Below are 25,118 nucleotides of genomic sequence, written 5' to 3' on the forward strand. Positions count from 1 at the left end.
CGACGGTCGGCTGACCACCCTCTGCGGGAATCTATCCCCGGTGCGATCACTTGTCCTGATATAGGCACCCAGGCACCCATGACTCATGGGCACCCATGACTCATGGGCGCCCAAGGCGACGGACCCCGGAGGAAGCGCAGTGCACGGTGAGTACAAGGTCCCCGGCGGCAAGCTCGTCGTCGTCGATCTCGACGTCAAGGACGACGTGCTGCGGCACGTGCGCGTGGCCGGGGACTTCTTCCTGGAGCCGGATGAGGCGTTCGACGTGCTGAGCCACGCCCTGGAGGGTGCCCCCGCCGACACCGACGCGGCGGGCCTCGCCGCCCGGATCGACGCGGCACTGCCGGAGGACACCGTGCTGTACGGGCTCACCACGGAGGGCGTGGGCGTCGCCGTCCGCCGCGCCCTCGCGCACGCCACCGACTGGACCGACTACGACTGGCAGCTGATCCACGAGGCCCCGCAGTCCCCCGCGCTCCTGATGGCCCTGGACGAGGTGCTCACGGAGGAGGTCGCCGCAGGGCGTCGCCCGCCGACGCTGCGGGTGTGGGAGTGGGCGTCACCGGCGGTCGTCATCGGCAGCTTCCAGTCGCTGCGCAACGAGGTGGACCCGCTGGGCGCCGAGCGGCACGGCATCCAGGTCGTACGCCGGATCAGCGGCGGCGGCGCGATGTTCTGCGAGCCGGGCAACGCCATCACGTACTCCCTCTCGGTCCCCGACGCCCTCGTGCAGGGCCTCTCCTTCGCGGACAGCTATGCCTACCTCGACGACTGGGTGCTCGGCGCCCTCGGCGACATGGGCGTCAAGGCCTGGTACCAGCCGCTCAACGACATCGCCACCGACGCCGGGAAGGTCGCGGGCGCCGCCCAGAAGCGGGTGGCGGGCGGTCAGGGTGCCGTGCTGCACCACGTGACCATGTCGTACGACATCGACGCGGAGAAGATGGTCGAGGTGCTCCGCATCGGCCGCGAGAAGCTCTCCGACAAGGGCACGAAGAGCGCGAAGAAGCGGGTGGACCCACTGCGCCGGCAGACCGGCCTGCCGCGCGAGGCCGTCATCGAGCGGATGCTGGACTCGTTCCGCACGCGGTACGGACTGACGGCGGGCAAGCCCACCGACGACGAGATGTCCCGGGCCCGGGAGCTGGCCCGGACGAAGTTCAGCTCGCCGGAGTGGACGGCGCGGGTGCCGTAGGCCTGGCCGCCCCGCCGTCGCCCGCCGGGCTCTTCTGCCAGGCGGTGGTGCCGATGCGCCCCGTGTTGCCGAGGTCGATGCGGCCCTGCGGCGTCAGGGTCACCTTGCGTGCGCCGCGGGCCGGGGTGAGGTCCAGGTAGGTGCCGCTGACGGCGGTCGTCGTGGTGTCGGTGACGGTGTTGCGCCAGACCAGCACCGTGTGCGCCGCCTCGCCCCGCTTCAGCGTGACCGGATGCGGACCGGGGTCGTCCATCTGCGTGACGGGCTTCGGGCCTTCGAGGATCTGTACGTCGAGGGGCTCGCGGTGTTCGTCGAGGACCCGCAGCCGCGGGTAGCCGTTCAACCGGTAGGTCCGCTTGCCGCAGTTGGTCAGCGTCACGCCCATCGCACGCAGCCCCATGGCGGCGTCGACCATGCCGGGCTCGATCCGCACCCCCGACGCGGGGCAGGAGGCCTCGGGCGCGCCCTGCGCCGGCGCCTCGTCGATCGGGATCGGCGTGCGCGACGGCAGACCGGGAGCACTCGGCACCCCCGAGGCACCCGCCCCGCCCTCCGGGGCAGCAGCCTCCGTGCGCCCCGGATCCCGCTCCCGCTCCAACTCCTCCGAGAGCCCGCACCCGGCGGCGAGCAGCACGACGGCCGTGACGACGGCGGCGCGTCTGACGGCGGGTCTGACGCGTCCGACGACTGATCTGAACGGTATGACGGTCACGCGCCGATCATGCCATGCCCGAGTTGCCCGCCCTGTGTCCCCTATTGCCGACCTTGCCCCCATTCATCGCTATGAAGCCGAGCTCCGCGCCGTGACAAGCCCCGACTCATAGGCGAACACGACCAGTTGGGCCCGGTCCCGCGCGCCGAGCTTCGTCATCGCGCGGCTCACATGCGTCTTCGCCGTGAACGGACTGATCACCATGTGCTCGGCTATCTCCTCGTTCGTCAGTCCGCGCGCCGCGAGCGCGGTCACCTCACGCTCGCGACGGGTCAGCGTCTCCAGCCCCGGCGCCGTGGCCCGGTCCGGCGGCCGCGACACGAACTCCCCGATGAGCCTGCGGGTCACCGAGGGCGAGAGCAGCGCCTCCCCGCGCGCGACGATCTCGATGCCCTGGAGCAGGTCCGCGGGCTCGGTGTCCTTCAGCAGAAACCCGCTGGCCCCGGCCCGCAACGCGTCGAAGACATACTCATCCAGGCCGTAGTTGGTCAGGATCACGACCCGTACGCCCGCCAGGCGCGGATCGGCGACGATCCTGCGCGTCGCCTCGATCCCCGTCATCACGGGCATCTGTACGTCGATGAGCGCCACGTCCGGCACGCACTCCCGTACCAGGGCCACCCCACGCTCCCCGTCGGCGGCCTCCCCCACCACCTCGATCCCGTCCTCGGCGTCGAGCAACGCGCGGAACCCGGCCCGCATCAGCGCCTGGTCGTCCACCAGCGCGACCCGGATCACCGGCGCGCCCCGCCAGGCCCGGCCACGACAGCCGGTATCTCTGCCGCGCCGGAAGCCGCCGCCCCGGTGGCCGCCGCGCCGGTGGCCGCCGTCTCAGTGGAAACCGTCTCAGTGGAAGCCGCCCTAGCCGTCGTCCCAGTAGCCGCCACCCCCGACACCGTCACCCCAGACACCGCCTCCGCCCCCGAGGGCGTCCGCGAAGCCGACTCCCCCACCTCCAGCGGCAGTTCGGCCACCACCGAGAATCCCCCTTCCGCCTGCGGCCCCGCCCGCAGCGTGCCGCCCAGCGCCACGACTCGCTCCCGCATCCCCGTGAGCCCCGTCCCCTCAACCGGCGGTCGCCAGGCTTCACCCGCCCCGTCGTCCGCGACCCGCACCCCCAACGCCCGCTCCCCGTACTCCACTTCCACCGTCACACGGGCGGCGCTCCCCGCATGCCGGGCCGCGTTGGTGAGCCCCTCCTGCACGATCCGGTACACGGCGCGCTCAAGCCCTTCGGCGAGGGCCCGCTCCCGGCCCCGCACGGCGAACTCCACGTCGAGCCCGGCCGCCCGCGCACGCTCCACCAGCCGCGCGGGGCTGCCGGTCGGCTCGTCCGTCCGCAACACGTCGAGCGTGGCCCGCAGTTCACGCATCGCCTCGCCGCTGGCCTCCTGGATGGCGAGCAGCGCGGGCGGTATCTCCTCGCCCCGCTTGCGTGCCAGGTGGACGGCGACGCCCGCCTGGAGCTTGACGATGGAGATGCTGTGCGTCAGCGAGTCGTGCAGCTCGCGGGCGATCCGCAGCCGCTCCTCGCCCGCCCGGCGCAGCGCCGCCTCCTCACGGGTCCGCTCGGCCTCCAGGGCCCGCTGCTCGGTCTGCCGCAGATACGCCTGCCAGTTCTTGTCGGCGAGGCCCGTGACCAGCGCGCACAGGAACCAGCCGGCCAGCAGCATGGTCCGCTGCGTCACGTCGTCCGAGCCGGAGCCCGCCGCCGCGAAGCCCGCTGCCCCGGAGCCGGCCACGGCGAATCCCGCGAGGAACACCCCGGCGGCCAGCCCGGCCACGCCCCGGTGCCCGGCCCGCGCCGCCGTGTGCACGGCCGCCACCACCGGTATCGCCGCGACGCTGCTCGCCCCCGCGTGCAGCACCTCCCCGAGCAGGCACACCGTGGTGACGGCGAGGACGACGCGGGGTGCGGCGCGGTGCGCGGCGAGGGCCAGGGCGCCCGCCGCTATCAGCACGTGATCGAGCAGGCCCGCGTCTCCGCCGTACCCCTCGGCGATCATGACGATCACCGCCACGACGACCGCGAGCACCGCGTCACCGATCCGCTCCCGCCGCCCGGCCCGCACCGCAAGGCCCGCCGAACGCCGCGTCCGATCCGCCAGCTCCGCCAGATCTGCCAGATCCGACCGTCCCGCCCGATCCGACCGTCCCGCCCGACTCACCACTCGCTCCCCCGTCCCGGCTCCCGCCGATCCACCGATCCCCCGCCCCCCGATCCCACCCGCGCCCACCGCTTCCACCGCGCCCCCGCACACCCGCGCGTCCCCCACCGTGTTCAAAACCATAGACGCCGCCACTGACAACGGCGTCCGCCCGGCAGACCCCTTCCGCGCTACTCCCCCGGTAGTAGTCGCGCCCCCGGCCGCCCCCGCCGACGTACCCCCGACTGCCTTCCGCCATACGACGACCGAAGGCACCCGGCACCGCGAACCTCTATGCCATGACGACCTACCGATACGCCGATCCCGTGCTCCCGAAGTCCGCGACCGGCAGGACCGCCGACGCCTACGCGCAGATGGCCGACGACTTCGGCATCGCGGTGCCCGCGCCGCTCGCCGCGCTCTCCCCGGCGCCCGAACTGTTCACCGCCGCCTGGGCGCTGCTCCGCGAGTCCCTGCTGGCGGGCGACCCGCACTCCGGCGGCAGCACCCGCGCCGACCGCGAACTGGTCGCCCTCGGCGTCTCGCTCGCCAACCGCTGCCCGTTCTGCGTGAACGCGCACACGACGATGCTGCACGCCACCGGCGACCACCACGTCGCGGAGCGGGTGCTGCGCGGCGACCGCCCCGAGGACCCCGACCAGGCACGGCTGGTCGACTGGAGCCGCGCGACCCGCACCCCGGGCGCTCCCGAGCTGGCCTCGCTGCCGTTCCCGCGCGCCCACGCCGCGGGGCACATCGGGACCGCGCTGACCTTCCACTTCATCAATCGGGTCGCGTCGTCGCTGATCACGGAGGGGGTGCTGCCGTGCCGGGCGGAGCGTTTCCGCGCGGTGCGCGCGATCGGCGGCCGTTCGCTCCAGAAGTCGGTCCGGCGCAGCATCACGCCCGGTGACTCGCTGGCCCTCCTGGACGACCCGCTGCCCGGCCCGGACTGGGCGGCGGGCTCGCCGGTCGGTGCCGCGTACGCCGCGCTCCGTGGGGCGGCGCAGGCGGGCGCCGGACTGCTCGACGAGGCCGATCAGCATCTCGTACAGGAGACGGTGGCGGCGTGGGACGGCGCGCATCCGCCGCTGGCCTGGGACGGGCTGCCCGACCGCGCGTCCCGGCCGGGGGCACGCCTGGCGCTGCTCGCCGCGCTCGCCCCGTACCGCATCACGGACGAGGACGTGGCGGCCTGGAAGAAGCCGCCGTTCAGCGATCACTGTCTGGTGCATCTGATCTCGTACGGCGCGTTCGCCGCCGTCGAGCGCGTCGAGCGCGGCATCACCACCCACCTGGCCGTGGAGCGGTCATGACCGGGGCGCGCGAGGGTGTGGCCGTCTGCCCCAACTCCCGCCAGGCGGCGGCCTGGAACGGCGAACTCGGGACCCACTGGGCCGCACACCACGACCGCTTCGACACGATGCTGGGCGGCGTGAACGAAGCGCTCTTCGAGGCCGCCGCCATCGCCGCGGGCGACCGGGTCCTGGACATCGGCTGCGGGGCCGGCGCGACCACCCGTATCGCGGCTCGCCGCGCCGCGCACGGCCACGCGGTCGGCGTCGACATCTCGGCGCCGCTCCTGGACCGGGCCCGTGCGCTTACGGCCGCCGAAGGCGTCACCAACGCGGCGTACGAACGGGCCGACGCCCAGGTGCACCCCTTCCCGGCGGCCGGGTACGACGTGGCGATCAGCCGTGGCGGGGTGATGTTCTTCGCCGACCACGCGGCCGCGTTCGAGAACATCGGCCGCGCGTTGCGCCCCGGGGGGCGGCTGGCCTTCGTCTGCCCGCAGCCGGCCGACGCGACGGGTGAGGAGGGAGAGTCAGGCGATGAGTCACGGGCGCTGGCCCACTTCGGCGAACTCCTGGAGGAGCAGGGTGGCTCCGGCGGGCAACAGGGCGGCTCCGGCAAGCAACAGGGTGGCTCCGGCGGGCAGCAGGGCGGCTCCGGCGAGCAGCAGCAGGCGTCCGCCGACGCACTCGCGGCCCGCGCCGCGATGGCCTCCCTCTCCGACCCGGCCCGCATCCACGCGGCGCTCGCCGCCTACGCGGACGTGGCGGTGACGCCCGTACTCGTCGAGACGGTTTGGGGCGAGACTCCGCGCGACACCGTCGACTTCATGCTGTCGCGCGCCCCCGGCCGCACCGTGACCCCGCAGGCGCGGGCGGCGCTGGAGGACGTGTTCCGTCCGTACGCGACCGGGCGGGGCGTGCGGTTGCGGGCGGGGGTATGGCTGGTCACGGCGGTACGTCCGTGAGATCCGCGAGGTCCTGAGGTCCGTGAGGTCCTGAGATCCGCGAGGCCCGTGAGATCCGCAGCAGCGGCAGCTCACCTCCCGCCTCCCACGAACGGCCGGGCGTACCACACCAGTTGACAGGCGAGTCCCACGATCGCCACCGCCTCGACGACGGAGAGGGCGAGCAGCAGTCCGCCGCCCTCTCCGTCGGCCCAGAAGACGACGAGTCCGGCGAGCGGCACCACGCAGAACGCCACCAGGTCGACCAGGCACTGGATGGCCTTGCGCGATCGGCGCCGCGCGTCACCCCGATGGGCGGTCTCCCAGCCGAAGGCCTGGGCGGCCGCCCCTTCGTCCGTCGCTGCCGCCAACTCCACGAGGCGCGGCCCGAGTTCGCCGCGCACATAGGCCCCGATGGCCGAGATCTTCTCGTCGTTCACGAGGTAGGTCCAGCCGAGGACGACACAGACGGGCCCCAGGGCGAGCAGCATGGCGGCCTGTCCGGTCTGCGCGGCGGCGGCCACGAGTGCCGCGACGGCGGCGAGCGTCACGTACAGCAGATTGTCGCGGAATCCGATCCGCGCCTTCTGCTCCTCCTTGACGACCTGGTACTCGGTGAGCAGCAACTGCCCGACCGTTATGCCGTCCTGCGCCCCGCCCATGCGTCTCCCCATCTTCGATCCCCTACTCCCGCAAGTGTCGCGGGAGTTGTACAGTCCTCTCCACTCCGCGTTGGATCACGGCACCCGCACAGCGCCCTGTCCCTGTCACGTGGCACCTCCGCACGAGTCCTCGTGGCCGGGCGTGCCCTGTCAAGAACGGCCTGCCCATGAGCGACGCCAGCCCGCCCCCTGCGGTCCGCCCCGCCACGACCGCGCCCACGCCCCCGATCACGACCCAGCGTTCACACCCCGACGGCCGGGTGTCCCTCGCCGACGGCGTCACGCTGGACGACCCCCGGTTCGCGAACGAGGACCTGCTCCCCGTCCCCATGGAGCGACGCACCTGGGGCGTCTACAACTACACGGCCCTGTGGGTCGGCATGGCCCACAACATCCCTTCCTGGACGCTTGCTTCGGGTCTGGTGGCCCTCGGGATGGACTGGAAGCAGGCGGTGTTCGTCATCGCCCTGGCGAATCTGATCGTGCTGCTCCCGATGCTCCTGACGGGCCACGCGGGACCGAAGTACGGCATCCCGTTCCCCGTCCTGGCCCGCGCCTCGTTCGGCCTGCGGGGCGCGAACCTCCCGGCGCTGATCCGGGCGGCGGTGGCGTGCTGCTGGTTCGGCATCCAGACGTGGATCGGCGGCCAGGGCATCTTCCTTCTGCTCGGCAAGATCTTCGGCGGCTGGGCGAACGCGTCCGAGGTGGGCGGCTATCCGTGGACCCTGTGGCTGTGCTTCGTCGCCTTCTGGGCCTTCGAACTCGCCGTGATCTACCGGGGGATGGACGCGCTGCGCAGGTTCGAGAACTGGGCGGCTCCCTTCGTGCTGATCGGCGCGGTGGTGCTCCTCGTATGGATGGCGACGAAGGCGGGCGGCTTCGGACCGCTCCTGGACCAGCCGTCGGAGCTGGGCTGGGGCGCGGACTTCTGGAAGGTCTTCTTCCCGTCCCTCATGGGAATGATCGGATTCTGGGCGACGCTTTCGCTGAACATCCCCGACTTCACCCGCTTCGGGAAGGGCCAACGGGCCCAGGTCTGGGGCCAGTCGCTGGGCCTCCCCACGACGATGACGGCCTTCGCGCTCCTCTCGGTCCTCGTCACCTCGGGATCGCAGGCGGTCTACGGGGCGGCGATCTGGGACCCGGTCGCACTCTCCGCGAAGACCGACAACGTATTCGGCCTGCTCTTCGCCCTGGTGACGATCCTGATCGCGACGGTGTCGGTGAACATCGCGGCGAACGTCGTCTCTCCCGCGTACGACCTGTCCAATCTCGCCCCGAAACTCATCAACTTCCGTACGGGCGCGCTGATCACGGGCGTGATCGGCGTCCTGGTGATGCCGTGGAAGCTGACCGCGACGCCCGAGCTCTACATCTTCACGTGGCTGGGCGTGGTCGGCGGACTGCTCGGCACAGTGGCGGGCGTGATGATCGCCGACTACTGGATCATCCGCCGCACGGTCCTCGACCTCGCCGACCTGTACCGACCGCACGGCCGCTACTGGTACGCGGCGGGCTGGAACTGGCGCGCCCTGCTGGCCTTCACCGTCGGCGGCACCCTCGCGATCGGCGGCTCCTACTCGGCCCCCGGAAAGGGCCCGTTCCCCGCGGACGGCCTCATCCCCTTCCTCAAACCGCTGGCCGACTACGGCTGGGCGGTCGGCCTGGGCGCGGCGCTCTGCCTCTATGTGGCGACGAGCCTGGGAAGCCGTCACAAGCACTGAAGCCGGGAAGCCGGGCAGCCGTCACAAGCGCTGAAGCCCGAGAAGCCGCCGCAGGCGCTGAGCCCGCTCGCGCCACCGTGACCTACGCCACAAACAACCCCCGTGCTGTCACAGGCCGGCCTCCCATCCCGTCGGGTGTATGAGCGCCCACGGGAGGCAAGGGATGTCCGAGAGCACCACCAGGCAACGGACCGAGCAGTCGGCACCGCGAGGAGAGCGCGTCGCCGACTGGGCCGACGGACGGCTCGGCATCTATGGAATCAGCCGCAAATACCTGCGGAAGGTCTTCCCCGACCACTGGTCCTTCCTGCTGGGCGAGGTCTGCCTGTACACCTTCATCATCCTCATCATCACCGGCATCTATCTGACCCTGTTCTTCCACCCGTCGATGAACGAGGTGGAATATCACGGCAGTTACATCCCGCTGAACGGGGTCAGGATGTCGGAGGCGTACGCGTCGACGCTCGACATCAGTTTCGACGTACGCGGCGGACTGCTCATCCGGCAGATCCACCACTGGTCCGCGCTGATCTTCATCGCGGCCATGCTGATGCACATGATGCGGCACTTCTTCACGGGCTCGTTCCGCAAACCCCGCGAGATGAACTGGCTGTTCGGCTGGCTGCTGCTCTTCATCGGCCTGTTCGAGGGCCTGTTGGGATACTCGCTGCCCGACGATCTGCTGTCGGGGACGGGAATGCGCTTCGTCGACGGCGCGATTCTCTCCGTACCGATCGTCGGAACGTATCTCTCGTTCTTCCTCTTCGGCGGCGAATTCCCCGGCGACGACATCGTGGCGCGCTTCTACTCCCTCCATGTGCTGTTGCTGCCCGGCATCATGGCGGCGCTGGTCGTGACGCATCTGATCCTCGTCTTCTACCACAAGCACACCCAGTTCCCGGGCCCCGGAAAGACCGAACGCAACGTCGTCGGCGCGCCGTTCTACCCCGTATACCTCGCCAAGGCGGGTGGATTCTTCTTCCTGGTGTTCGGCGTGGTGACGGTGATCGCGGCGATCGCCTCGATCAACCCGGTCTGGTCGTACGGCCCTTACCGCGCCGACCAGGTGTCGACGGGCGCGCAGCCGGACTGGTACCTGGGATTCGCGGAGGGCCTGGTCCGTGTGATGCCGGGCTGGGAGATAACACTGTGGGGCCACACACTCGCCCTGGGCGTCTTCATCCCGATCGTCGCCTTCCCGCTGGTCCTGGTCCTGATCGGCGTGTATCCGTTCATCGAGTCGTGGATCACCGGCGACCGGCGCGAACACCACCTCCTGGACCGACCACGAAATCGCCCGGTACGTACAGGACTTGGCGTCGCCTGGCTCACCATCTTCTTCGTGGCGCTGATGGGCGGCGGCAACGACATCTGGGCGACGCGTTTCCATCTCTCCCTGAACGCGGTCACGTGGTTCGTACGCGTGGCACTCCTCGTGGGTCCGGTGCTCGCGTTCGTGATCACGCGCCGGATCTGCCTGGGCCTGCAGCGGCGGGACCGCGAGAAGGTCCTGCACGGCAGGGAGACGGGCCGTATCCGCCGCCTCCCGCACGGCGAGTTCGTGGAGGTCCACGAGCCGCTGCCACAGGGCGAGTTGTACCGTCTGACCCAGCACGAACAGCCGAAGCCGCTTTCACGGGTGCCGTCCATGGACGAGCACGGCGTGCGCAGACGAGTGCGTGGCACGGAACGACTGCGGGTGGCGCTGTCGCGGTGGATGTTCGGGGAGGGAAGCCAGATCCCGAAGGCGCGACCGATGGTGGGGAGCGGAAACGGGAGCGGAATCGGGAGCGGGGGCGGAAACGGGAGCGAGCGGCCTGTCGACGAGGGGCCGCGCTCCGGGGACGCGGCGTTGCCCGAGGGAAGCGGGACCCCACCCGACGGACGCGCACCGGCTGCCGGGCAGGGCCACCGAAGCTCTTGAACCCCTGAGAATGTGTCAGCGGACATCCGGCAGCCCGCGCAGAGCCGCCTGCCGCAGCTCGCTGGGCGGCAGGCCATACGCGGAACGGAACGCCCGGCTGAAGTCGGCCGGGCGCGGAAAGCCCCAGCGTGCGGCGATGGCTCCGATGGAGCGCCGCCCCAGCCGGGGGTCGGTGAGGTCCTCGTGGCAGCGCTCCAGGCGGCGCCTGCGGATCGAGGCCGCCACGGTCTCCCCCTGCTGCCGGAAGAGCGTGTGCAGGGAGCGCACGGAGATGTGGTGGTGCGCCGCGATCTCCGCCGGGCCCAGGTCCGGGTCATCGAGGTTGTGGTCGATGAACGCGTTGACGCGGGCCAGCATGGCCTGCCGGCGGGTGTCCGCGGGAAGATCGTCGTAGGCCCCGAGATGCTGGGCGAGGCCTGCGCCCGCGAGGTCGACGGCCATCGCCCCCAGCCGGTTCAGTTCACGCGGGTCGCAGTCGGGGCCGTAGGCATCCAGCGTGGTCATGAACCGGGCGAGGATCGCCCCCATGCCGTGGTGGGAGGAGAGGGGCTTGGCGAGGAGCCGGTGGACCCTGCCCGCCGGAAGCGGCAGCTCCTCGCGCGGCAACTGCATGATGACGACCTGGGTGTTGCGCCCTTGATCGGGTACTTCACCCTCAAAAGGCTGCGAGAGGTCGAACAACACCATGTCGCCGAAGACAAGCCCGGAGTCCTGACGCCGCTGGCTGATCCACAGGGGGCTACCGGTGACGAACATCAGCTGGTACGTGCCCGGATCGGCCCGCCGGACGTCCGCCCAGGTACGGCTCAGATGCGCGGGAGGACTGCCGAACGCGGCCATCCGCACGGACCCGAGGTCAAGAACGGAGGCCCAGGCCCGGAAGTCCACCGCGCCGCCCTCGCTGCTGAGGGTGAGCGGCGCCAGCTCACGGGAGACAAGATCGCCCCAGAAGGGCAGCTGCTCCCGCGCGGGCAAATGCTTGTTGGACACCTTCAGCCACATACAGCCCCCCCCTGGAAACCCGACCCCGGAATCCCGACCCCCTAATGGTTGTCCCACACGGGATGGAAGATATCCCTGAGGGCCAGGTCTTCCAGCGGCGGTGTTCCGGGGCGGTGCTCCGGCAGCTGCGTCAGACAGCCTTGCCCCCGGTGCAGGCCGCGCCCGGCTCAGGAGTCTGCTCGCCCTGCACGTACTTGGCGAGGAACTTCTGCACGCGAGGATCGTCGGCGGACTTGACCTGCAGTTGCTTGCCCCAGGCCGACAGGGTCAGCGGCGACGCCTGACCGGCGTAGGGACTCATCAGGGTGTACGGGGTGTTCTTGACCTTGCTCTTCAGGGCACTGACGTCCTCGGCAGCGGCCTTGTCGTTGTACGTCACCCAGACCGCGCCGTGCTCCAGGGAGTGGACGGCGTTCGTCTCGCCGATCTCCTCGGGGTAGATGTCGCCCGCGCAGTTCATCCACGCCTGGTCGTGGTCACCGCCGACCGCGGGGGACATCTCGTACGTGACCGGGGTGGTGACATGATTCCGACCGAGGTCCTTGAAGGTCTTCTCACCCCGCACCGGCCGTTCGGCCGCCGCCGTCTCGGCCCGTTCCTGCTGCCGCGCGTCGTCCACCAAATACCAGCCGCCGCCGATGAGCCCGGCGACGACGACCCCGCTGAGGGTCACGGTGATGATGCGGTTGCGGCGCTCGCGGGCGGCTTGCGCGCGGCGCTGCTCCTCGAGCTTGGCCTGGCGCTGTGCGCGGTGCGTCTTGGCGTTACTGGATCCCATGGCAAGTCCTAGTCCCCACCGGCCATTTCGGACACGGCGGCGGTGTGCGGCAGCGGTCATACGGATAGGGGGTTTCGGCGGTACGCGGCGCCCGAGGGCGGGCGCACACGTACAAGGCCGCCTAGATCCGCTGGACTTGGAGTCGATGGATGCAGGGTGCGCCGAGGGCCGCATTCGGGGAGCCGCGCACGGACCGGCCGAGCAGGTCCTCTCCCACCGGAAGCGCCGCCGCTTCGTGGAGGGGCAGGGAGGGCAGCGACCCGGCCGCACCGAGCAACGCCTCGGCGGAGGCACGGCAATGGGCATCGCCATCACCGTGATCCAGTCCGGTGCAGGAGTGAGCAGTGCTCTGACGGCCGCCAAGGGAGCCCGCGACACCGTCGACGCCGCTATCGACGCCGGAGCTGAAGCCGGAGCCAGAACCAGAACCGGAACCAGAACCAGAACCGGAACCGAGTTCACCTCCGACCATCGCCACGGCCGCACGGTCGTCGCCCATACCGACCGGATGCGGACACAGAGGCAAGGCCCACAACACCACCGCGAGCAGCGCGGCACACCGCAGCACGAAGCGCACGGACATCCGCCGTGCCGCACCACGCAGGCCGTACCGCCGATCACTCATCGCGGGGATCGTAGCCTCGCGCGGTTCGGCAGGGAACAGCCCCCAGGCAGAAGACCCCGGAGACTCAAGTCGCGCAACTGACCCAGTGGGATACTCATTTGGGACGTGACGACCTAAGGAGTCCAGGGCATGACATCAGGCGCCTACGACGGACCGGATTCCGCAGCAACCGAACGTGGGCGGCGCGTCCTCGACCTCCTCGACAAGGCAATCGGCGGCCAGAGCCCACTGGTGCGCAAGAACATAGCCCGCGCCCGTCAGCGGAACCCAGAAGCGACACCGGATCAGGTCATCCGCAATCTGGAGCGGATGTACGTCAGCGCCTTGGCCGGGACGGGTGCCGCAGTCGGTGGAACCGCGGCCGCGCCCGGCGTCGGCACGGGAGTCGCACTGGCGCTGTCGGCCGGTGAGGCGCTGTCATCCATCGAGCTGAGCGCCCTCTTCGCGCTCTCGGTCGCCGAAGTCCACGGAGTCCCCATCGACGAGATCGAGCGCCGCCGGACGATCGTGATGGGAGTCATGCTCGGCGGCACCGGCACCGGCACCGCCACCATCGCCGGCGTCGCCGAGCGTACGGGCCGGCACTGGGGACGGCAGGTCGTCACCAAGGTGCCAGTCGAGACGTTGCGTCAGATCAACAAGATCCTGGGCAGGAACTTCGTCACGAAGTACGGGACCAAGCAGGGAATCATCGTTCTCGGTCGAGTGGCGCCGTTCGGCATCGGCGCCGTGATCGGCGGTGGCGCCAACGCCGCCATCGCCGCTCTGACCGTGCGGGCCGCCCGTCGCGCGTTCGGCCCGCCCCCGACGTCATGGTCGCCAACGTCCGACGTCAGCCCCGCAGAGCAGGGATGACCTGCGCCCCATACCCGTCGATCACCCGCTCCCGAGCCTGACCCGGCACGAACAGCCGAAGCCACTGGTGGCACCACCGGCCACGGACGAGCGTGGCGTACGCAGGCGGGTACGGAAGGCAGAGCTGCTGCGGGTGGCGCTGTCCCGGTGGATGTTCGGCGAGGGGCGCAGAAACCGAAGGCCCGGCCGATGGTCGGGGCCGGGACTTCGGGCGAGAGGGCGCGGGACGGGGCGCTGACCGTGGGGCAGGAGAAGACCCCGCCCCACGAGCCGATGCCGGCCCGCCGGATCCCGTGGCCGGCCCGGCGGAACGCGAACTCGACGGAAGTGGCTGACGGTTCAGCGGACGTACAGGTACAGCATGGCCATGTAGGGCGCATAGCCCACGCACTGGTACTTGACCGCCTGACCGTTGGCCACATAGCGCATCCCGGCGACATGGCACACCCAGATGGGCCCGGACCCGGCGTAGACCCGCCGCAGACGGGCCGCGGACGACGCCGACTCGGCGCTCTCCACGGCGGTGGTCGTGGCTTGGGTCGTGGCTTCGCCCATGGTTTGGGTCGTGCCTCGGGTCGTGGCGTACGTCGCGGACGAACCAGCGGTGGCGGCAGTGGCGCTCCCGGTCCCGGCGACCGTGAGGGTGATGAGGAAGGCCCCGCCCAGTACCCCAAGTCGCTTACGCATCCTGGAACACTCCTTCTGTCGTGGGTGATCGGCGACTGCGACCGGAACGGACGGGCCCGGCACCGCACGGCGCCGGGCCCCGGCTCCCCGGTGCCCTCACATCGTGACGCGCGCCCCCGGCGACGACTTGGCTCTGCGTGCGACGTTATTTGTCACTCAGCGCGGCTACTTGCCCATCCGGCAGTCCACCCGCCCTCGCCTGCCGGAACTCCCTGGGCGGCACGCCGTACGCGGCACGAAACGCCCGGCTGAAGTCCGCCGGGCGCAAGAAGCCCCACCGGGCGGCGATCGCGCCGATCGATCTCCGGCGCAGCCCGGGGTCGGCGAGGTCGGCACAGCAGCGTTCCAGACGGCGCCTGCGGATCGAGGCGGCCACGGTCTCGCCCTGCTGCCGGAAGAGCGAGTGCAGCGAACGTACGGAGATGTGGTGGTACGCCGCGATCTCCGCCGGCCCCAGATCCGGATCGTCGAGGTTGTGGTCGATGAACGCGTTGACACGGGCCAGCATGGCCTGTCGGCGCGTGTCGGCCGGAAGGTCCTCGTAGGCCCCGAGTTGCTGGGCCAGACCTGCGCCCGCCAGATCGAGCGCCATCGTGCCGAGTCGGCTCAGATCGCGCGGGTCGCAGTCGGGGCCGTACACGTCCAGCGTGGTCATGAAACGGGCGAGAATCGCGCCCATGCCGCTGCGGGTCGGCATCGGCTTGGCGAGGAGCCGGTGGACCTTGTCCGGTGGCAGCGGCAACTCCCCGCGCGGCAGCTGCAGGATGACCACCTGGGTGTAGCGGCCCAGGTCGGGCACTTCGCCCTCGAAGGGGTGCGAGAGATCGAAGAGCGCCAAGTCGCCGTAGAGGAGGCCCGAGTCCTGACGCCGTTGACTGATCCACAGCGGGCTGCCGGAGACCAACATCAGCTGGTACGTCTCCGGGTCGCCCCGCCGGATGTCCGCCCAGGTACGGCTCAGGTGCGCGGGAGGGTTGCTGAACGCGGCCACCCTTACAGAGCCGAGGTCGAGGACCGATACCGACGCGGGGAAATCCACCGCGCCGCTCGGGCTGCTGATCGTGAGCGGAGCGAGCTCGCGGGAGACCAACTCTCCCCAGAAGGGCAACTGCTCCGCCGCGGGCAATTCCCTGTTCGACACCTTCAACCACATGTGGCATCCCCCCTGAGACCCGACCCCTAATGGTTGTCCCACCCGGGGTGGGAGTTATCCCTGAGGGCCGGTGCTTCCCACTGCGGCTGCGCCAGACCGGCCTCCCCTGCTCCCGTCCGGAACCGGACAGTTCTCTTGCGGAGGAAGTCCCGGTGGTCATGGACCGTCGCGTGGACCCCATCTGCCCGGCCCGTGGACGCGGTTCACCCGTTGCATTCCGCTCGCTCCCGGCCCGTACGCCGGTTCCCTGACCAGCCGCCGCGCCGCACACCGGAATCCCGCACATTCGTGATTCCAGAGTGGATCATGACGGCATATGCTCCGGCCGACCAGCCGCCGGGGCAACGAGATGAACAACGTCCGGAAAGCCCGCTTGACGCCAGGCACGCCCCTCGGGCGTTCGCCCTGTGCTGCCTACAGTGACGCACGCTGTTCACGGCACAGATGGCGGTGAGCACCGCCTATGAGCTCAGGGGGATTCATGAGACACCGACGGTTGCCAAACTCTGCCCTCGTCGCGGCGACCGCTCTGGCCATGCTGGCCGGAACGGCACCGTTCACCATGGCGTCGACGCCCGCCACCACACCGCCACCCGGGGGCGACGACCAGGTCATGCAGGTGGTGAAGGAGTACTTCATCGAGCGGGACAAGGGCTGGCTGAATCCACAGCCCGCCCTCGTCCGCGACGGCGAACTCGACCATGGCAGCACGGCCGAGCAGCCGCGCCGCGCTGCCCGGGACGTGGCTCGCATCGCCCAGGAGACCCGGCGCGAACGCGGGCTCCAGGCAAAGAAGGTGCTCACCGGGTTCGCCGACGACAACGACGTACGCACCCGCGGCAACACGGCGACCGTCACCGTCTCGACCGGGACCTTCCTCGCCTGGAACAACGAGAAACTCGGCACCTCCGAGGTCGGCGACAGCTACAAGGTGAAACTCCGGCACCAGAAGGACGGCTGGCAGGTCACGCACGTCGCCGCGGCACCGATCCCCAGCACCGAGGGCAACGACGGCCCGGTCATCGACGTGGACGACGAGGTCCCGGCGGCCCGATCGCTGGCCGCCGAGGAAGCCGAGAAGAAGAAGCAGAAGAAGCGGTCGGCCGCGGAGCCACAGCCGCGCGCCGCGGGCACGTACAACCGCGAGAAGGCATCGAACTACGCCTCGTACTGGTCCGGAGAGTGGCTGTGGTCCGAGGGACTGGGCGAGTACGTGTACTCCGGGGGCAACTACAACCCCGACTACGAGAAGTACGACAACGACTGCGCCAACCTCGCCTCACAGGCCCTGCACGCCGGCGGCTGGCCGAAGAAGCCCGGCAGCGGCTGGTTCCAGGACCCCGCCGACCCCGCGGTCTGGAGCGACAACATCAGCGGCATCCGCGGCCCGGCGTACAACTGGACCAAGGCCTCCTGGCTTCACTCCTACTCCATCGAATCGGCCCGCGGTGTGCCCTGGCGCTCCGGATCTCCCGCCGACACAGAGGACATCTGGCTTCTCCAGCCCGGTGACCTCCTCTTCGCGGACTGGGACCCCGACGGGCACTACGACGGGAACGTCGACCACGCGATGTTCATCAGCGACACGTACACGGAGCTCGGCTTCACGGAGCCCGCGTACTCACAGCACACGCCGCACCGCAAGAACCTGCCGCTGAGCATCGGCATCAAGATGGCCGTCCAGGAACAGCACCGCTCGGTCATCTACCACCCGGTGCACATCAAGGACAGCTTCACCGACTGACGCGGCCGGCCGTACGGAGCCCTCCACGGTCAGGGCTCCGTACGGCTGGAGCATCCACCTCTCCGTAGGGACTCAGCCCCGCAGGGCCGGAATGACCGTCGACCCATACCCGTCGATCACCCGCTCCCGAGCGTCATGCATGTCGTACACAGCGAACTGATCCACCCCCAGCCCCTTCAACTCCCGCAGCTTCGCGACATGTTGCTCCGCTGTCCCGATCACGCAGAAGCGGTCCACGATGTCGTCCGGGACGAAGGCCGTGTCGGGGTTGTCGGTGCGGCCGTGGTGGGAGTAGTCGTAGCCCTCGCGGGCCTTGATGTACTCCGTCAGCGCCTCGGGGACCAGGTCCGAGTGGGCGCCGTACTTGGACACCAGGTCCGCCACATGGTTGCCCACCATGCCGCCGAACCAGCGGCACTGTTCACGGGCGTGTGCCAGGGACTCCGGTGAGTCGTCCTCCGTCAGGTAGGCGGGGGCCGCGACGCAGATCGTGATGGACGACGGGTCTCGGCCCGCCGCCGCTGCCGCTTCGCGGACCGTCCGCACCATCGACTCCGTCAGGTACGGGTCGGCCAGCTGGAGGATGAAGCCGTCCGCCTCCTCGCCCGCCATTTTCAGGGCTTTGGGGCCGTACGCAGCCATCCAGACCGGGAGTTGGGCGCCCGGCTTGATCCACGGGAAGCGGATCGTGGTGCCGCCACCCGGGTCGGCCTCCCCACCCGAGGCCAGCGTCCGGATCACCTTCATCGCCGCGCTGATCTTCGCGAGGGTGTTCGGCGGGCGGCCCGCCACCCGCATCGCGCTGTCACCGCGGCCGATGCCGCACACCGTGCGGTTGCCGAACATGTCGTTGAGCGTCGCGAAGGTCGACGCCGTCACCTCCCAGGTGCGGGTGCCGGGGTTGGTGACCATCGGGCCGACGATCAGCCGCTCGGTGTTCGCCAGGATCTGGCTGTAGATGACGAAGGGTTCCTGCCACAGCACCGCCGAGTCGAAGGTCCAGCCGTAGCGGAAACCGTTGCGCTCGGCGCGCTTCATCAGGCTGATGACCTGCGAAGCCGGCGGGTCGGTCTGGAGGACGAGTCCGAAGTCCATGATGTGCTGCCTCTCCTAGCCGAGGTACTGCGTCGTGCCGCGCGGGACGTACGCGCCGTGCCCCGCCCTGCCGGTGAACTTCCGCTCGTCGATGACCACTTCGCCCCGCGACAGGACCGTCACCACCTGTCCGGTGACCTGTTTTCCCTCGTACGCCGAGTAGTCCACGTTCATGTGATGCGTCGACGCCGACATCGTCTGCGTGGCGGCCGGGTCGTAGATGACGACGTCCGCGTCCGCGCCCGGCGCGATCGTGCCCTTCTTGCCGTACAGACCGAACATCCGCGCCGGCGTGGCGCAGGCGATCTCGATCCAGCGGCGGCGGGTGATGTGACCGTCCAGGACAGCCTGGTGGAGGAGGTCCATGCGGTTCTCCACGCCCGGCAGGCCGTTGGGGATCTTGGAGAAGTCGCCGCGGCCCAGCTCCTTCTGGCCCACGAAACAGAACGGGCAGTGGTCGGTGGACACCACCTGGAGGTCGTTCGTGCGCAGGCCGCGCCAGAGCGCTTCCTGGTGGTCCTTGGGGCGCAGGGGAGTCGAGCAGACGTACTTCGCTCCCTCGAAGTCCGGCTCGGCCAGGTTGTCCGTGGACAGGAAGAGGTACTGCGGGCAGGTCTCGCCGAAGACCGGCAGCCCCTCGTCACGGGACCGGGTGATCTCCGCGAGGGCCTCCTGCGCCGATACGTGCACCACGTACACCGGCGCACCCGCCACCTGGGCCAGCTTGATCACCCGGTGCGTCGCCTCCGCCTCGAGCAGCGCCTTGCGCACCTCGCCGTGGTAGCGGGGGTCCGTCTCGCCGCGCGCCAGCGCCTGCTGGACCAGGACGTCGATCGCGATGCCGTTCTCCGCGTGCATCATGACCAGCCCGCCGTTGCCGGAGGCCCGCTGCATCGCGCGCAGGATCTGGCCGTCGTCGCTGTAGAACACCCCCGGGTAGGCGGTGAACAGCTTGAAGCTGGTGATGCCCTCCTCGACGAGGAAGTCCATCTCCTTCAGCGACCGGTCGTTCACGTCGGAGAGGATCATGTGGAAGCCGTAGTCGATCGCGCACTTCCCGTCCGCCTTCGCGTACCAGGCGTCCAGGCCCGCGCGCAGGGACTGGCCCTGGCTCTGCACGGCGAAGTCGACGATGGTCGTCGTGCCGCCCCAAGCGGCGGCCCGCGTGCCCGTCTCGAACGAGTCCGAGGCGAACGTGCCGCCGAACGGCAGCTCCATGTGCGTGTGCGCGTCGACACCGCCCGGAATCACATACTTGCCGGCCGCGTCGATCACGCGGTCCGCGGTCCACTGCTGTGACTCCGGGGAGGCGATGGCCGCGATCCGGCCGTCCTCGATCAATACGTCTGCGTGGATCTCTTCGGCGGCGGTGATGACGAGGCCGCCGCGGATCAGGGTGCGGGTAGTCATGGTGCGCTCCCTTTCGTGCTCGGGGGTACGGGAAGACGGGCGACGGATGACGGGGAGCAGATGACAGATATCAGATGACAGATACTGAAATCTGTCGGAGCGCTGGGCGCACCAACTACACGCCCCGCAGCGCCCCTTCCAAAACCCCCGCCCCCTCCTCCGCCTCCGCCACCGTCAGCGACAACGGCGGCGCCAGCCGCAGCACGCTCGTGTCGTGGCCGCCGCCCTTGCCGATCAAGAGCCCGCCCTCACGCGCCGCCTCGAGTACCGCTGCCGCCGCCCTCGGGTTGGCCTCGCCCGTCGCGGGGTCGACCAGTTCGATGCCGATCATCAGGCCCCGGCCCCGCACTTCGCGTACGACCGGCAGCTGGGCGCAGATCGCGCGCAGGCGTTCGATGAGGAGGCCGCCGACGCGTCGGGCGTTGCCCTGGAGGTCGTGTTCCAGGAGGTACGTGAGGTTGGCGTTGCCCGCCGCCATCGTGACCGGCGAGCCGCCGAACGTCGAAATGGAGTTGGAGTCAAGGGAGTTCATGATCTCCGCGCTCGCCACCACTCCGCCGATGGACATGCCGTTGCCGATGCCCTTGGCGAAGGTGAGGATGTCGGGCGGGCCGCTCGCCGCGTGCGCCTGCCAGCCCCAGAAGTGGTCGCCGGTGCGGCCCCAGCCCGTCTGTACCTCGTCCGAGATCCACAGGATGCCGTGCTCCCGAAGCACCTCGCGGAACGCCGCGTACAGCCCGTCCGGCGGCGACGTGAAGCCGCCTACTCCCTGGATCGGCTCGGCGATCAGCGCCGCCACTCCCCCGCGCGCCTGTCCGAGCATGTCGCGCAGGTCGGCCACGCACGCCGCGGTGAACTCGGCGTCGCCGAGCTCGGCGTACGGGCCGCGGCCCCGGACGCCCCCATGGACGTACAACGTCTGGAGCGGCGAGAGGCTGGTGGGCGACCAGCCGCTGTTCCCTGTGATGCCCACCGCCGTGAACGAACGGCCGTGGTAGCTGTTGCGCATCGCGAGGATCTGGTTCGAGCGGCGGTGCGCCGTGGCCAGGAGCAGGGCCGTGTCATTGGCCTCCGTGCCCGATGTGGTGAAGAAGACGCGGGCGTCCGGGATTCCGGACAGGCCCGCCACCCGCTCGGCCAGGTCGATCATCGGGCGGTTGAGGTAGAGGGTCGACGAGTGGATGATGCGGCCCGCCTGCTCGCTCACCGCCTTGGTGACCTCGGGCAGCGCGTGCGCGGTCATCGTGGTGAGGATGCCGCCGAAGAAGTCGAGGTATTTGCGGCCTTCCGCGTCCCAGACGTGGCGGCCCTCGCCGTGGGTGATCTCCAGCGGGTCGGCGTAGTAGAGCGCGAGCCACTCGGGCAGCACGGCCTTGTGGCGGGAGTACAGGTCCTTCACGGTCACGGCTGCACCAGTCCTTCGTACGCGTCGGGTCGGCGGTCCCGGTAGAACGCCCACTGTTGGCGTACTTCCTCGATGAGGGCGAAGTCGAGGTCCCTGACGACGAGTTCCTCCGTCTTGTCGCTGGCGGTCTCGCCGACGAACTGGCCGCGCGGGTCGACGAAGTACGACGTTCCGTAGAAGTCGTTGTCTCCGTACTCCTCTACGCCCACCCGGTTGATGGCCGCGATGAAGTACTCGTTCGCGACGGCCGCCGCGGGCTGTTCCAGCTGCCAGAGGTAAGCGGAGAGGCCGCGGGAGGTGGCGGAGGGGTTGTAGACGATCTGGGCGCCGTTCAGGCCGAGCTGGCGCCAGCCCTCGGGGAAGTGCCGGTCGTAGCAGATGTAGACGCCGACCTTGCCGACCGCGGTGTCGAAGACGGGCCAGCCCGCGTTGCCCGGCTTGAAGTAGTACTTCTCCCAGAATCCCTTGACCTGTGGGATGTGGTGCTTGCGGTACTTGCCGAGGTAGGAGCCGTCGGAGTCGATCACGGCGGCGGTGTTGTAGTAGAAGCCGGACTGCTCGACCTCGAAGACTGGTACGACGATGACCATGCCGGTCTCGCGGGCGAGCGCCTGCATGCGCGTGACGGTGGGGCCGTCCGGCACGGGCTCGGCCCAGCGGTAGTGCTCGGGCTCCTGGACCTGGCAGAAGTAGGGGGCGTTGAAGACTTCCTGGAAGCCGATGATCTTCGCACCCTGGCGGGCCGCCTCGCGGGCGTGCTCCTCATGTTTGGCGATCATGGATTCGGTGTCGCCGGTCCAGGTCGCCTGGACCAGTGCGGCGCGTACGACGGTGGCCATGAGGGCTGCTCCTTCGCATGTCCTTGATGGGACGTCAGAGAGCTTCTACGCCCGTAGACTTGGTGCGTAGATAGGAGAACGTAAGCCTCGTCGACCTGCTGGGCAAGACCATCGCCGTTAACCGGCGGAGTCGATCATGTTTCACACCCGAGCGGGCCAGAAGCGGTCATCCGGCGATCACGAAGCGGGCCCGCGGACGGCTCGGCGCGCGCCCGCGTCAGGCGTGCGGTTTACGCGTGCGGTTCACGCGTGCGGTTCAGGCACTTCACTCAGGCACTCCGCGCAGGCACTCGCCTCAGGCGCTGAATCCCGCCACCCGCAGCGCATGCACCAGGTCCCAGTGGTGTTCGTCCGACACCCCTCGGGCCGCCTCCAGGAGCAGCGGTATCAGGCGGTAGGGGTCGGTGTGCGCGCAGCCCGCCGCGTCCTCCGGGGTGCGGACGCGGAGATAGGCGTCGAGCAGCGCCCGGGCCTCGCGCTCCCGGCCCGCGTCGATCAGCGCGAGCACCGCTTCGGCGATGTCCGAAGCGGGTCGTGCGACGCCCTGTCGCAGCAGCTTGCGGCAGTCTTCCGCGCGGCCGGCCCCTGCGAGTGCGTCGGCCAGGGCGACAAGACGGTCGGGCGGCAGCGACGCGGCCTCCCAGAGCAGCGTCGACCAGTCGGCGCCGAGGCCCGCGCGGTGGAGTTCGCCGGCGAACGCGGGGAGCCGCTCGGCGGGCCAGCCCGCCGCCTCGACGAGCACCCCGTGCGCCTCGCCGCTGCGGCCCTCGCCGCGCAGTCTGACCAGGGCGGCGACGGCGTCGGCGGTGACCCGGTCGCCGTCGCGTTCGGGGCCGATGAAGATGCTGCCGCTGTCGACTTCGATGTCGACGGGTTCCGGCCGGCGCGGCCCGTCGTCGTCGGCGTGTGCGTACCGTGCGCCGCGCGGCGCACGCCCGGCCGCAGGCGGTTCGACCGTCGCGGGTACGACGACGGGGTCGGCGGCATCCTCGTCCAGCCCCGCGAAACGGGCCCCGCGCGGCCGGCGGCGCGACGCCCGCGCGGCGCGGCCGGACGCCTGCCCGGGGACGCGGGGTTCATCGACGGCGGGGGCGACGTCGAACACTCCGGGAGTCGCCCCTCCGGGAGCCGCGGAGTCGTCCACATCGACGCCGTACGACGAGACATCGGCATCCGGCGTCCCGAGGTCGACCCATTGGGGACGCTCGGCCCGCTCCAACCACTCGATGCGTTCGCGGAGTTCGACGCAGCGCGCGGTCGCCCGCTCGTGGTCGTCCCGCACCCAGGCCAGATCCCGGTTGAGCCGCTCCACCTCCTCGGCCGTGGCCGCGCCGGCGATGGAACGCCCCAGCTCCGCCTGCCGTTCCACGGCGTACCGCTGCTCGGTGAGCATCATGTCGAGGCGCTCGCCGAGCAGCTGACGGCCGCCGGGGCGTGCGTCGTACGCGGCGAGCGAGGCACGGTGCAGCCGGCGCGCCCGCTCGGCCTCCTGTCCCGCGGCCCGCTCACCGTAGCTCGCGGCGAGATCGTGCAGCAGGGCTTCCACCACGTCCCAGGGCGGCACCTCGGCGCCGTCGACGCAGGCCCGCATCCCTTCGGGGTCGCGTGACCAGAACACGCCGCACCACCCGGCGCCGGAATCGAGGCGCGCCAGGAGATCCCGCAGGTATCTCGCGAACTCCCTTACTTCTTCCGGGAGTTGTCCTACTGCCATTCGAGCCTGCACCGCCCCACGGAGGCTGGAGTCTTCCGGTCCGGAAGATAACACCAGTTGTGTTACGGGACGACTACACGCAGTTTTCCGGCACGCGGCCCCAGGTGCGCCGCTAGACCGGCACCGGCACGCAGGCGCGCGCCACTTCATCCAGGGAAAGGCCCAGCGCCGCGGCCAGCGCGGACACCGTGAAGAACGCCGGGGTCGGCGCCCGGCCCGTCTCGATCTTGCGGAGGGTCTCGGCGGAGAGCCCGGCGCTCGCGGCCACCTCCACCATGCTGCGCTCACCGCGCGCCGAGCGCAGCAGCCGGCCGAGCCGCTCGCCGCGTTCGCGCTCTTCGGGGGTCAGAGGGGTCCGCACCATGGGGTCAGTCTAGCCCGGACACCGGCATGAAGCCTATTCTCATACCGGTATAGTTATTGGCATGGTGGAACTCAAGACGGACTCATCGATCGAAGCGATGCGCGAGGCGGGCCGGATCGTCGCCCGGGCACTGACGGCGGTGCGGGAGGCGGCCGGCGTCGGCGTCTCGCTCCTGGAGCTGGACGAGGTGGCGCACGCGGTCCTCAAGGACGCGGGTGCCACCTCGCCGTTTCTCGGCTACCGCCCCTCGTTCGCCCCCACCCCCTTCCCCGCGGTCCTCTGCGCCTCCGTGAACGACGCGATCGTGCACGGCGTCCCGACCGACTACCACCTCCGGGACGGCGACCTGCTCTCCGCCGACTTCGGCGCGACCCTGAACGGCTGGGTGGGCGACTCGGCGATCAGCTTCACCGTCGGGACCCCGCGCCCCGACGACGTACGGCTCATCGAGACGGCCGAAGCCGCCCTCGCCGCGGGCATCGCCGCGGCCACGGTCGGCAACCGCATCGGCGACATCGCGCACGCGATCGGCACGGTCTGCCGGAAAGCGGGGTACGGAATCCCGGACGGCTTCGGCGGCCACGGCGTCGGCCGCAGCATGCACGAGGACCCCGGGGTGCCGAACGAGGGCCGCGCGGGCCGCGGCATGCCCCTGCGGCACGGCATGGTCATCGCCATCGAGCCGATGGTGATCGGCGGCGGCACCGACCACTACCACGCGGCGCCGGACGGCTGGACGCTGCGCACGAACGACGGCAGCCGTGCCGCCCACGCCGAGCACACGGTGGCGATCACGGACGACGGACCCCGCATTCTCACAGCACTGTGACATCGCCACGACATC

General features: G+C 70.4%; 22 protein-coding genes and 1 pseudogene. 8 read left to right on the forward strand and 15 right to left on the reverse strand.

Annotation, left to right across the window (positions count from 1 at the left end; translation table 11 throughout):
- Positions 1 to 139 precede the first annotated feature (139 nt).
- Positions 140 to 1,195: a biotin/lipoate A/B protein ligase family protein gene (locus tag ACIBKX_RS11040; RefSeq protein ID WP_363274044.1), complete on the forward strand. Its 1,056-nt coding sequence runs from the start codon at positions 140 to 142 to the stop codon at positions 1,193 to 1,195.
- Here ACIBKX_RS11040 and ACIBKX_RS11045 read toward each other — a convergent pair.
- From ACIBKX_RS11045 to ACIBKX_RS11055, 3 genes and pseudogenes are all read right to left on the reverse strand, one after another.
- Positions 1,161 to 1,907: a DUF4232 domain-containing protein gene (locus ACIBKX_RS11045; RefSeq protein WP_363273995.1), complete on the reverse strand. Its 747-nt coding sequence runs from the start codon at positions 1,905 to 1,907 to the stop codon at positions 1,161 to 1,163. The two genes, ACIBKX_RS11040 and ACIBKX_RS11045, sit on opposite strands and share 35 nt — an antisense overlap.
- Positions 1,908 to 1,976: 69 nt before the next feature.
- On the reverse strand, positions 1,977 to 2,645 hold the full coding sequence (locus ACIBKX_RS11050) for a response regulator transcription factor (protein WP_363273996.1): 669 nt from the start codon (positions 2,643 to 2,645) through the stop codon (positions 1,977 to 1,979).
- 215 nt (positions 2,646 to 2,860) lie between these two features.
- Positions 2,861 to 3,913: pseudogene (locus tag ACIBKX_RS11055) on the reverse strand (sensor histidine kinase); the annotation flags it as partial.
- 440 nt (positions 3,914 to 4,353) lie between these two features.
- On the opposite strand from ACIBKX_RS11055, the gene ACIBKX_RS11060 reads away from it, so the two are divergent.
- The gene (locus ACIBKX_RS11060) at positions 4,354 to 5,370 is read left to right on the forward strand and encodes a carboxymuconolactone decarboxylase family protein (RefSeq protein WP_363273998.1); all 1,017 of its coding nucleotides are present in this window, start codon (positions 4,354 to 4,356) and stop codon (positions 5,368 to 5,370) included.
- Entirely contained in the window at positions 5,367 to 6,314 is a 948-nt protein-coding gene (locus tag ACIBKX_RS11065) for a class I SAM-dependent methyltransferase (RefSeq protein WP_363273999.1), read from the forward strand. The genes ACIBKX_RS11060 and ACIBKX_RS11065 overlap by 4 nt, the downstream gene beginning before the upstream one ends.
- Positions 6,315 to 6,385: 71 nt before the next feature.
- Here the strand turns inward: ACIBKX_RS11065 and ACIBKX_RS11070 are convergent, their stop codons facing one another.
- Positions 6,386 to 6,967: a hypothetical protein gene (locus tag ACIBKX_RS11070; protein ID WP_363274000.1), complete on the reverse strand. Its 582-nt coding sequence runs from the start codon at positions 6,965 to 6,967 to the stop codon at positions 6,386 to 6,388.
- Between the two features lie 155 nt (positions 6,968 to 7,122).
- On the opposite strand from ACIBKX_RS11070, the gene ACIBKX_RS11075 reads away from it, so the two are divergent.
- Complete coding sequence (locus ACIBKX_RS11075; protein WP_363274001.1) at positions 7,123 to 8,679, forward strand: NCS1 family nucleobase:cation symporter-1; 1,557 nt, start codon at positions 7,123 to 7,125, stop codon at positions 8,677 to 8,679.
- Positions 8,680 to 8,842: 163 nt separating this feature from the next.
- On the forward strand, positions 8,843 to 10,603 hold the full coding sequence (locus ACIBKX_RS11080; protein WP_363274002.1) for a cytochrome bc complex cytochrome b subunit: 1,761 nt from the start codon (positions 8,843 to 8,845) through the stop codon (positions 10,601 to 10,603).
- A gap of 15 nt (positions 10,604 to 10,618) precedes the next feature.
- Here ACIBKX_RS11080 and ACIBKX_RS11085 read toward each other — a convergent pair whose 3' ends face one another.
- From ACIBKX_RS11085 to ACIBKX_RS11095, 3 genes are all read right to left on the reverse strand, one after another.
- Positions 10,619 to 11,605 (reverse strand): helix-turn-helix domain-containing protein, encoded by a 987-nt coding sequence (locus ACIBKX_RS11085; RefSeq protein ID WP_363274003.1) that lies wholly within the window; start codon positions 11,603 to 11,605, stop codon positions 10,619 to 10,621.
- A gap of 130 nt (positions 11,606 to 11,735) precedes the next feature.
- Complete coding sequence (locus ACIBKX_RS11090) at positions 11,736 to 12,383, reverse strand: DUF3105 domain-containing protein (RefSeq protein WP_363274004.1); 648 nt, start codon at positions 12,381 to 12,383, stop codon at positions 11,736 to 11,738.
- A 121-nt stretch (positions 12,384 to 12,504) separates the two neighbouring features.
- Positions 12,505 to 13,008 (reverse strand): hypothetical protein, encoded by a 504-nt coding sequence (locus tag ACIBKX_RS11095; protein WP_363274005.1) that lies wholly within the window; start codon positions 13,006 to 13,008, stop codon positions 12,505 to 12,507.
- A 129-nt stretch (positions 13,009 to 13,137) separates the two neighbouring features.
- Between ACIBKX_RS11095 and ACIBKX_RS11100 the strand changes: the two genes are divergently transcribed.
- Positions 13,138 to 13,863 carry a hypothetical protein gene (locus tag ACIBKX_RS11100; RefSeq protein WP_363274006.1) on the forward strand — a complete coding sequence of 242 codons (726 nt, stop codon included), beginning with the start codon at positions 13,138 to 13,140 and terminating at the stop codon, positions 13,861 to 13,863.
- 339 nt (positions 13,864 to 14,202) lie between these two features.
- On the opposite strand, the gene ACIBKX_RS11105 is transcribed toward ACIBKX_RS11100, so the two are convergent.
- Both ACIBKX_RS11105 and ACIBKX_RS11110 read right to left on the reverse strand, forming a co-directional pair.
- Positions 14,203 to 14,550, reverse strand: coding sequence for a hypothetical protein (locus ACIBKX_RS11105; RefSeq protein ID WP_363274007.1), 348 nt, complete (start codon positions 14,548 to 14,550; stop codon positions 14,203 to 14,205).
- 145 nt (positions 14,551 to 14,695) lie between these two features.
- The gene (locus ACIBKX_RS11110; protein ID WP_363274008.1) at positions 14,696 to 15,703 is read right to left on the reverse strand and encodes a helix-turn-helix domain-containing protein; all 1,008 of its coding nucleotides are present in this window, start codon (positions 15,701 to 15,703) and stop codon (positions 14,696 to 14,698) included.
- 496 nt (positions 15,704 to 16,199) lie between these two features.
- Here ACIBKX_RS11110 and ACIBKX_RS11115 point away from each other — a divergent pair, with 496 nt between their 5' ends.
- Positions 16,200 to 17,447: an amidase domain-containing protein gene (locus tag ACIBKX_RS11115; protein WP_363274009.1), complete on the forward strand. Its 1,248-nt coding sequence runs from the start codon at positions 16,200 to 16,202 to the stop codon at positions 17,445 to 17,447.
- A gap of 72 nt (positions 17,448 to 17,519) precedes the next feature.
- On the opposite strand, the gene ACIBKX_RS11120 is transcribed toward ACIBKX_RS11115, so the two are convergent.
- From ACIBKX_RS11120 to ACIBKX_RS11145, 6 genes are all read right to left on the reverse strand, one after another.
- The gene (locus tag ACIBKX_RS11120; RefSeq protein WP_363274010.1) at positions 17,520 to 18,542 is read right to left on the reverse strand and encodes a TIGR03842 family LLM class F420-dependent oxidoreductase; all 1,023 of its coding nucleotides are present in this window, start codon (positions 18,540 to 18,542) and stop codon (positions 17,520 to 17,522) included.
- 15 nt (positions 18,543 to 18,557) lie between these two features.
- Positions 18,558 to 19,952 carry a dihydropyrimidinase gene (gene hydA / locus ACIBKX_RS11125; protein WP_363274012.1) on the reverse strand — a complete coding sequence of 465 codons (1,395 nt, stop codon included), beginning with the start codon at positions 19,950 to 19,952 and terminating at the stop codon, positions 18,558 to 18,560.
- 115 nt (positions 19,953 to 20,067) lie between these two features.
- Positions 20,068 to 21,351 (reverse strand): aspartate aminotransferase family protein, encoded by a 1,284-nt coding sequence (locus ACIBKX_RS11130; RefSeq protein ID WP_363274045.1) that lies wholly within the window; start codon positions 21,349 to 21,351, stop codon positions 20,068 to 20,070.
- A 2-nt stretch (positions 21,352 to 21,353) separates the two neighbouring features.
- Entirely contained in the window at positions 21,354 to 22,196 is an 843-nt protein-coding gene (locus ACIBKX_RS11135; protein WP_363274013.1) for a nitrilase-related carbon-nitrogen hydrolase, read from the reverse strand.
- 295 nt (positions 22,197 to 22,491) lie between these two features.
- Entirely contained in the window at positions 22,492 to 23,910 is a 1,419-nt protein-coding gene (locus tag ACIBKX_RS11140; protein ID WP_363274015.1) for a hypothetical protein, read from the reverse strand.
- 112 nt (positions 23,911 to 24,022) lie between these two features.
- A complete protein-coding gene (locus tag ACIBKX_RS11145) occupies positions 24,023 to 24,274 on the reverse strand; it encodes a helix-turn-helix domain-containing protein (RefSeq protein WP_363274016.1) in 252 nt (83 codons plus the stop codon).
- Between the two features lie 61 nt (positions 24,275 to 24,335).
- Between ACIBKX_RS11145 and map the strand changes: the two genes are divergently transcribed.
- Complete coding sequence (gene map, locus ACIBKX_RS11150; protein ID WP_363274017.1) at positions 24,336 to 25,103, forward strand: type I methionyl aminopeptidase; 768 nt, start codon at positions 24,336 to 24,338, stop codon at positions 25,101 to 25,103.
- Positions 25,104 to 25,118: the final 15 nt, after the last annotated feature.

It is taken from the genome of Streptomyces sp. NPDC050658, from assembly GCF_044457025.1.
In the GTDB taxonomy this organism is placed as follows: domain Bacteria; phylum Actinomycetota; class Actinomycetes; order Streptomycetales; family Streptomycetaceae; genus Streptomyces.

Coding starts and splice junctions, on each gene's coding strand:
- ACIBKX_RS11120 (WP_363274010.1), bottom strand. CDS start 18,542: ATGGACTTCGGACTCGTCCTCCAGACCGACCCGCCGGCTTCGCAGGTC.
- ACIBKX_RS11140 (WP_363274015.1), bottom strand. CDS start 23,910: ATGGCAGTAGGACAACTCCCGGAAGAAGTAAGGGAGTTCGCGAGATAC.
- ACIBKX_RS11145 (WP_363274016.1), bottom strand. CDS start 24,274: ATGGTGCGGACCCCTCTGACCCCCGAAGAGCGCGAACGCGGCGAGCGG.
- ACIBKX_RS11095 (WP_363274005.1), bottom strand. CDS start 13,008: ATGAGTGATCGGCGGTACGGCCTGCGTGGTGCGGCACGGCGGATGTCC.
- ACIBKX_RS11060 (WP_363273998.1), top strand. CDS start 4,354: ATGACGACCTACCGATACGCCGATCCCGTGCTCCCGAAGTCCGCGACC.
- ACIBKX_RS11090 (WP_363274004.1), bottom strand. CDS start 12,383: ATGGGATCCAGTAACGCCAAGACGCACCGCGCACAGCGCCAGGCCAAG.
- ACIBKX_RS11075 (WP_363274001.1), top strand. CDS start 7,123: ATGAGCGACGCCAGCCCGCCCCCTGCGGTCCGCCCCGCCACGACCGCG.
- hydA (WP_363274012.1), bottom strand. CDS start 19,952: ATGACTACCCGCACCCTGATCCGCGGCGGCCTCGTCATCACCGCCGCC.
- ACIBKX_RS11080 (WP_363274002.1), top strand. CDS start 8,843: ATGTCCGAGAGCACCACCAGGCAACGGACCGAGCAGTCGGCACCGCGA.
- ACIBKX_RS11135 (WP_363274013.1), bottom strand. CDS start 22,196: ATGGCCACCGTCGTACGCGCCGCACTGGTCCAGGCGACCTGGACCGGC.
- ACIBKX_RS11105 (WP_363274007.1), bottom strand. CDS start 14,550: ATGCGTAAGCGACTTGGGGTACTGGGCGGGGCCTTCCTCATCACCCTC.
- ACIBKX_RS11065 (WP_363273999.1), top strand. CDS start 5,367: ATGACCGGGGCGCGCGAGGGTGTGGCCGTCTGCCCCAACTCCCGCCAG.
- ACIBKX_RS11100 (WP_363274006.1), top strand. CDS start 13,138: ATGACATCAGGCGCCTACGACGGACCGGATTCCGCAGCAACCGAACGT.
- ACIBKX_RS11110 (WP_363274008.1), bottom strand. CDS start 15,703: ATGTGGTTGAAGGTGTCGAACAGGGAATTGCCCGCGGCGGAGCAGTTG.
- ACIBKX_RS11085 (WP_363274003.1), bottom strand. CDS start 11,605: ATGTGGCTGAAGGTGTCCAACAAGCATTTGCCCGCGCGGGAGCAGCTG.
- map (WP_363274017.1), top strand. CDS start 24,336: ATGGTGGAACTCAAGACGGACTCATCGATCGAAGCGATGCGCGAGGCG.
- ACIBKX_RS11070 (WP_363274000.1), bottom strand. CDS start 6,967: ATGGGGAGACGCATGGGCGGGGCGCAGGACGGCATAACGGTCGGGCAG.